Genomic DNA, 7,606 nt, shown 5'->3' on the forward strand with positions numbered 1-7,606 from the left:
GATGTTGAAAACTACATCGAGCAAAATTCAACACGCAGTGCCAAACTTGATCCGTTTTCAGTATGGTATGTTTCATCCATATTGATGATGGACCAGTGGACTACCACTTTTTATATTCAAAACGTGCTAAACGAGGAAGGGATTACAGCAACCTTCCCTGACAGCTATATGACCTCAGACAGTTCTCAGGGTTATAATGGTACCGGTCAAAAAGACTTTATTATTAACCCCAGAACTATTGGTGTCGAGCTTACGTACTCGTTTGAGTAAATTTATCTGAGGCAGTAAATATGGCTACGGCCAGTATCACAAGTTATCACAACTTGTATCGTCTTGCGCAGCAAGCAATGGCAAAGAACGATTTCAAACAGGCCATTGCCTGCTGTCGCGAGCTTAACCTCAGCTACCCGCAGTTTCAAGCCGGCTGGCGTATTGCCTGTCATCTGCATCTGCAGTTGAAAAACCCTAAAGCGGCGCTGAAGGCAGTGGATCAGGTGCTTAGCTTTGAGCAAGCACTGGTCAGCGATCGCTTGCGCAAAATCGATATTTTATTGCAGCTGGACCAGCGTGCAGCGGCGGTGCAATTATTGTTTGCCGTCACGGTTGATGATTGTGAGCTGCCAGAGGACATGGAATACTGTGGTCACTTAGCAGCAAAATTACAGCAGCATGAAAAAGCGCTCGCCTGTTTTCAGGCAGCATTGGTGGCCTCGCCTGAAAGCCTTGCGCTACATTATAATATCGGCGCGGAGTATCGTTTTTTAGGCGATCTGGCTGCGGCAGAAATCCATCTCAATATCTACTTAAGTCATAATATAGACGATCACGAAGCGGTGGCGCTGCGCTCATCACTGCGCCGACAAAGCAGTGCCAATAATCATATTGAACTTTTAAAAAGTTTACTGCCGGAAGTTAAGCAGCAGGCTAAAGCAATGCCCTATGTTCACTTTGCTTTAGCCAAAGAGTTGGCTGACATCGAAGATTATGCGCAGTCGTTTCATTACTTGAAAAAAGGCAATGATTTACGCCGCGCCGGTATTCGCTATCAGCTGTCAGATGATATTGATAAACTTTTGGCTATTCGTAAGGTATTTAATGCCGATTTCTTTCAGCAGCCACATTTTGGCTGTGACGATGATGCGCCTATTTTTATTGTTGGCCTGCCGCGCACCGGCACTACTTTGCTCGAATCGATGCTGTCACAACATAGTCAAGTATATGCGGCCGGCGAGCTAAACCTGTTTGCCAAATCCATGCTGCAACAGCTTGATAGCATGTCAGCCGCTAAGCTGCCAAGCGGCATTGATATGATACGCGCCAGCGCCGATATCAATATGCAAGCGTTAGGGCAGCAGTATCTTGAAGCCTTGCGCGCACGTGAGTCTACTGCATCTCGGATTGTCGATAAACTTCCGTTTAATAGTCTATATATTGGTTTAATTAAGGCAGCGCTGCCTAATGCAAAAATTATAGCACTACGTCGTCAGCCAGAGGCCAGCTGTTACGCTATATATAAACAGCTGTTTCACAGTGCTTATCCTTTTTCATACGATTTGCAAGAACTGGCGCAATATATGGTGGCACACCATCAGTTAATGCAGCATTGGGATGACGTGCTGCCAGGAGCTATTTGCTATGTCGATTATGAGCAGCTGGTGAATGCGCCAGAAGCTGAATTAGCCCGTGTGCTTGATTACTGTCAGCTTAATTTTGAAGTTAGGTGCCTTGCCTTCCATCAGCGTCATGCGGTTACTACTGCCAGCGCCTCACAAATTAGGCAAGGCTTGTATGCCTCGTCAATTGATGAGTGGCGCAAGGTGCGTAGCGGATTGAAACCTGCCTTAGATATTTTATCGCAGCAAGGCTTAATATAGTGTTTGATATAGAGCCTTTTGATTGCATCGGTAAGGGGTAAATACATGTCTGCAAATCGTTTGCACAGATATGCAAATATATTGCTAAGTTTATTATTGATTAGCTTTTTATATGTCACTCCAACATATGCTAATGCTGCAAGCCAACCTTTTGCTATGCAAGCCTTCGCAATGCCGGCGCAGCCAAAGCTGAGTAGTTTTGATGCCAGTGGGCAATTGCAGTTGCTGAAAGAGCCGCAAGCAAAGGTAAAGCTTACAAAAGATACTAACAATATCAGTAAAGTTCGTCGATTTAAGCTGTTTCAATTACCACGTTTTGAAGCCGACTTTTTACAACAGGGATTTGATTTCTTGCCGCTTAATGGTGAGCTGCAAATCAGCGATCACCCTTTTTGGAATCTGCTATTGTCGAAAGGTAAGATCTGGTTTGTGTCAGCAACGCAAAGTCAGGTTGTGATACCAATTTCTTTGCAAGAAAAGGCGGCAAATTGCACACATAATGGCGTGCTAAGCTTTATTATTTCAGACCGTGGTCAAGTGTCAAAAATGGCATTTCAGTTTGCTGGGCAAACCTGTGCCTACCTGCAGTTTCAACTTTGGGGTATGGCAGATATTGCCTATCAACTGAAGCCGTCTGCTGGACTAGCTCTGGCTGAGCTCAAGACTTTTACTAATCAACATCAACTTGAGCAGCAATCGCATTTGCCACTGTTGCCTTACTCGCAATTGCAACTAGACTACCCGGCGCTCAGCCAGCAGCCGTTTGATCCAAGCCAGTTGATGCCGGCCGAGGCGTTAAGCGTTTATGGCGTAATCATCGATGGCAAACATTACCGTGGTGGCTGTGACACACCGCTAGGTTCAATGCCGTTATGCGATAGCTTATTGCTGCCATCATTTTCCCTGGCAAAGTCGATGATGGCAGGTGTGGCTTTGATGGCTTTAGAGAAACGCTATCCCGGCGCTAGGCAAGCGCTCATTCAGGACTATGTGCCAGCTTGCAAGTCTGCAGATTGGCAAGGTGTGACGTTTGAACATGCCTTGGACATGGCTACCGGGCATTATCAGTCGGCGACATTCGATAAAGACGAAGCCTCCAGTAAAATGCTTAGGCAGTTCTTTTTGAAAACCAGCCACAAAGACCGCATTGATTTTGCCTGCAAGGGCTTTAAAGCGCGTTCAGCTGCTGGCGAGCTTTTTGTATACCATACAAGTGACACCTATTTATTAGGCGCTGCGATGCAGGCATTTTTGCAACAAAAACAGGGTGCAGCCGTTGATCTTTATCGTGATCTGGTGGCACCAATTTGGCAGCAGCTAAATCTGAGTCAGGCAGTAAACTCCTCAGTGCGAACCTTAGATGCAGCTAGTCAGCCTTTCAGTGGCTACGGCATGATGTTTAGCAGTGCTGATTTAGCGAAAATGTTATATGCGCTAGCTGACCCTGAAAGTGGGGTGGTCAAGCAACTAGATCCAGCCATGTATCAAGAATCGATGCAGCAGCAGCCGTCTCAGCGAGGGCTTGCAACATATGATCAGAATACCTTTTATCAAAACGGCTTTTGGGCATTAAATTTAACCGCTCGGGGCTTATCTTGTCAGCAAGCCGTTTGGTTGCCGTTTATGAGTGGCTACGGCGGCTTGACGGCGGTATTTTTACCTAATCAAACTATCTACTACCACATCAGTGATGGCTATGTGCAGAAATGGGCAGAAGCGGCACTTTGGCTAAATAAGATACGGCCGCTATGCGGCGATGCAGCAAGCTAAATCGAATGCCTGCTGTGTCGGCTTAGTTCTGTATCTGTTGTTCTATATATTGTTAATATAATGGTTTTTGTAATCTGGATTAAAATCGCTGGCCGAGGCCAGCTTTGTTAACTCGCTTGTTTAAGCCACTGCTGTTGATGCGCATAGTCTAGACAGTTATCTAACACCGTACTTAAAATCTCTATCATTTCATCAATCTGTGCGCTATTAATAATGAGCGGTGGGCATAGCGCTAAACTATTGCCGGCTACTGGTCTAACAATCAAACCCAAGTGTTGACATTGCTGAGCGGCATAAGCGCCCATTGATCCGCCGTCAAAACTTAATTTGGCCTCTTTATTCGCCACCAGCTCAATTGCCGCAAGTAGGCCTTTGCCTCGAATGTCACCGACTAAGGGGTGGTCGGCGAAGCGCTGAAGCTGTTGCTGCAGATAATCGCCATTCATGCGAGCCTGTTCATATACGCCATCACGTTCACATATGTCCAATACCTTTAGCGCAATCGCACAGCCCACAGGGTGACCAGAGTAAGTATAGCCATGTCCAAATACGCCAACTTGCTGACTCTGTTGAATAAAGGCCTGATACATATCACCGTCGATAACCGCAGCGCTTAGAGGAAAATACGCAGATGTTAGCTGTTTAGCAAAACTCATCATCGCAGGATTTTCGATACCCATACTGCTGCAGCCAAATATCTCGCCAGTGCGACCAAAGCCTGTGATCACTTCATCAGCCCAGAATAATATATCGTAATGAGCTAGTAAGGCCTGCAGTTTTTGATAATAACCAGCTGGAGGCACTATCACACCACTTGCACCGGTAATTGGCTCAGCGATAAATGCAGCAATAGTGTCAGGTCCTTCACGAATAATTTGCTGCTCTAACTGGGCTATAATGCGGTCGACAAACTGAGCTTCAGTTTCGCCGTTGAGGCCGCCATGATAATAATGAGGGTGAGCAGTTCTGAGCGCGCCTATGGCGTCCAATGGTGCGTCAAAATAGTCTAAGTTGGCAGGTAAGCTGGTAAGACAGCCGGCGGCAACCGTAACCCCATGATAAGCGCGTTCGCGACTTATGATTTTCCGTTTTTCAGGTTTACCAATCGCGTTAAAATAATAACGCAATAGCTTAATCTGGGTGTCGTTTGCATCAGAACCTGAGTTGCCAAAAAATACTTTGGCATTATTAACAGGCACCATGCTCGAGAGACGGTTAGCAAGATCAATGCCTGGCTGATGGCTTTTGCCACCAAACATATGGCTATAGGTAAGTTTTTGCATTTGTTGCTGTGTTGTGTCAATTAACTCTGCATTGCCATAACCGAGTGAGGTGCACCAGAGTCCCGACATGCCTTCCAGGTATCGCTTGCCAGACTGATCGTACACATAAATACCCTCGCCACGATCAATAACTAAAGTCTCGGTATTGGCTAGGTTAGTGGTTGGGTAAATAACATGATTCATAATCATCCCCTATACTATGCCGCCATAGCAGCGGTATTTTATTTCTAGATAATCGTCCAGACCATATTTTGAGCCTTCACGACCATTGCCCGAGGCTTTCATGCCACCAAAAGGCGCTACCTCGGTTGATACAGCGCTTTCGTTGATGCCAACGATGCCAAAATCTAAAGCATCGGCAACTCGCCAGCTTGCATTGATATTTTGTGTATAAAAGTAAGCAGCCAATCCATATTCGGTATTGTTTGCCATCTGAATTGCTTCAGCTTCCTCGTCAAAGGTTGCGAGTGTCACAACCGGGCCAAAAATTTCTTGCTGAAAAATCGCCATATCGCTACTTATATTGCTGAGCACGATTGGTTCGATGAAAGCAGAACCTTTGCCACTGTCTGGGTCGCCCGCAATTAATTGAGCCCCATCTTGCAGGGCTTGCTGCACCAGTGCGCGCACATGGTCAGCTGCAGCCTGATCAATCAGTGGGCCAATTTGCGTATTCGCGAGCTGCCCGTCACCAACCTGCAATAAAGCCATTTTTTCTGCTAAAGCTTTTGCAAAAGCTGGTGCAATTGATTCAGCAATAATGAATCGGTTAGCACAAACACAGGTTTGTCCGGCATTGCGAAATTTCGCCAGCATCGCACCGTCTACTGCTGCATCGAGATCGGCATCAGCGAAAACGATAAACGGTGCGTTGCCGCCTAATTCCATCGAAGTGCGTTTTACGGTACTGGCGCAGTCGGCAATTAGCCGTTTGCCGACCGCGGTTGAGCCAGTAAAGGTCAGTTTACGAATCGCTGGATGCTGGGTGAAAACCTGGCCAATGCCCTGCGTATCGCCAGCCACAATATTGATCACGCCAGCTGGGATGCCAGCGCGAAGGCTCAGCTCCGCCAGCGCCAAGGCAGATAGTGGCGTTTGATTGGCTGGCTTACAGACCACGGTGCAGCCGGCTGCCAAGGCAGGCGCTATTTTGCGACCCAGCATGGCGGACGGGAAATTCCATGGCGTAATGCAGGCCACAACGCCGATGCCTTGTTTGGTCACAACAATGCGTTTATCGCGACTTGGTGCAGGTATGGTGTCGCCGTAAACTCGCTTCGCTTCTTCAGCAAACCACTGAAAATAACTGGCGCTGTAGCGAATCTCAGTGCGTGCTTCAGCTAACGGTTTACCTTGTTCAAGCGTTAATATGCGCGCTAAATCATCTTCATGCTCGGCCATTAATTCAGCCATCCGCTGAAGGCAGCCGGCGCGCTCCTGCGCCGTTGTGCCTGCCCAGTGTGGCAGTGCTTTGTCTGCCGATAATACCGCATACTCAGCTTCGGCTTGCCGGCAATAGTCTACTTCGATCAGCGCTTGCTGATTGGCAGGATTGTATACCGTTAATGTTTGTGTTGAAGCGGTCGAATGCCACTTGCCGTTGATAAACGGTTTGCTTTTTAGCAGGCTTGGGTCTAATAATTGCATAATAAATCTCACAGCAGGGAATGACATCAGTGTAGCGGCTGGCGTGACAAATCCTATCGATTAATCATCACGCCCGTGGTGAGTTTTTTTAACCACGATTCATCCGCTGAGATACACCGTTGCGTAGCTATGACATTGCTATAGAAGACGCTGCTTATGTATTTAGCCCGACGAAAACTGCCCTTAAACGCTCTGCGCGCATTTGAAACTGCCGCCAAACACTGCCATCTGCGAAAAGCTGCAGAAGAGTTAGGGGTTACGCATGGTGCCATCAGCCGGCATATTTCTCAGCTTGAAGATCAATTTGATACCTTGCTATTTAGCCGCAGCCACAATCGGTTGAGCTTAACCCCGGCTGGCTATAAATTGTTTCAAGGCCTGAAGCAGGGCTTCGATATCATCACCGAAAGTACCGTGATGCTTGAAAATCCGGTACTTGAGGGTCAGCTGGTCATCGCCTCCACTACGTCGATCAGTTCAAGTTGGCTGGTTAAGTGCATTGGTGAATTCCATCGTCGCTACCCCGATATTGAATTGCGCTTAAAAACGATTTCGCCTTTTCAAACCGAATTAGCCAGCGATATTGATGTCGCCATATGCTACGGGCTGCCTGAGGCGCCTGATCGCAGCAGTGAAAAACTCTACCGTGAACAATATTTCCCGGTAGCCAGTGAACGACGTTTTGCTCACTTAGTCGATGATTTGCCGGCTCTGCTTGGCGCGCCGTTATTGGTTGATCGGCATCATCATTGGTCGCGTTGGCTGGATAAGTTTGCGCCCGAGCATCAGTCAGTTCGCAAACTGTTTTTTGAAGATAATGCGAATATGGTTGTGGCGGCAAAAGAGGGCTTGGGTGTTGCGCTATGTGACCCGCTTGAGGTTCAGGATGAATTGCAAAGTCGCGAGTTGATGGTGTTAGCTGACAGGGCTGTCGACTCTGAGCAGGACTTCTATTTAGTCTGTCGATATTCACAATACGCGTCTTTAGCGGCGCAGTTATTTGCTGACTATATCCGACGTTTTTTTCATCAT

At 47.3% G+C, this 7,606-nt stretch carries 6 protein-coding genes; 4 read left to right on the plus strand and 2 right to left on the minus strand.

Features of this window, described 5'->3' with window-relative positions:
* From HRU21_08785 to HRU21_08795, 3 genes are all read left to right on the plus strand, one after another.
* A partial coding sequence (locus HRU21_08785; protein NRA42385.1) for a hypothetical protein occupies positions 1 to 270 on the plus strand: 270 nt, incomplete at its 5' end.
* Between the two features lie 20 nt (positions 271 to 290).
* Positions 291 to 1,874 (plus strand): sulfotransferase, encoded by a 1,584-nt coding sequence (locus HRU21_08790; protein NRA42386.1) that lies wholly within the window; start codon positions 291 to 293, stop codon positions 1,872 to 1,874.
* 45 nt (positions 1,875 to 1,919) lie between these two features.
* Positions 1,920 to 3,644 (plus strand): hypothetical protein, encoded by a 1,725-nt coding sequence (locus tag HRU21_08795; protein ID NRA42387.1) that lies wholly within the window; start codon positions 1,920 to 1,922, stop codon positions 3,642 to 3,644.
* Positions 3,645 to 3,751: 107 nt separating this feature from the next.
* On the opposite strand, the gene HRU21_08800 is transcribed toward HRU21_08795, so the two are convergent.
* Entirely contained in the window at positions 3,752 to 5,110 is a 1,359-nt protein-coding gene (locus tag HRU21_08800; GenBank protein ID NRA42388.1) for an aminotransferase class III-fold pyridoxal phosphate-dependent enzyme, read from the minus strand.
* 9 nt (positions 5,111 to 5,119) lie between these two features.
* Positions 5,120 to 6,574, minus strand: coding sequence for an NAD-dependent succinate-semialdehyde dehydrogenase (locus tag HRU21_08805; protein NRA42389.1), 1,455 nt, complete (start codon positions 6,572 to 6,574; stop codon positions 5,120 to 5,122).
* A 156-nt stretch (positions 6,575 to 6,730) separates the two neighbouring features.
* Here HRU21_08805 and HRU21_08810 point away from each other — a divergent pair.
* Positions 6,731 to 7,606 (plus strand): LysR family transcriptional regulator (locus HRU21_08810; GenBank protein NRA42390.1); only part of this gene is annotated, 876 nt, incomplete at its 3' end.

The sequence above is a fragment of the Pseudomonadales bacterium genome, assembly GCA_013215025.1.
Lineage (GTDB): Bacteria > Pseudomonadota > Gammaproteobacteria > Pseudomonadales > DT-91 > DT-91.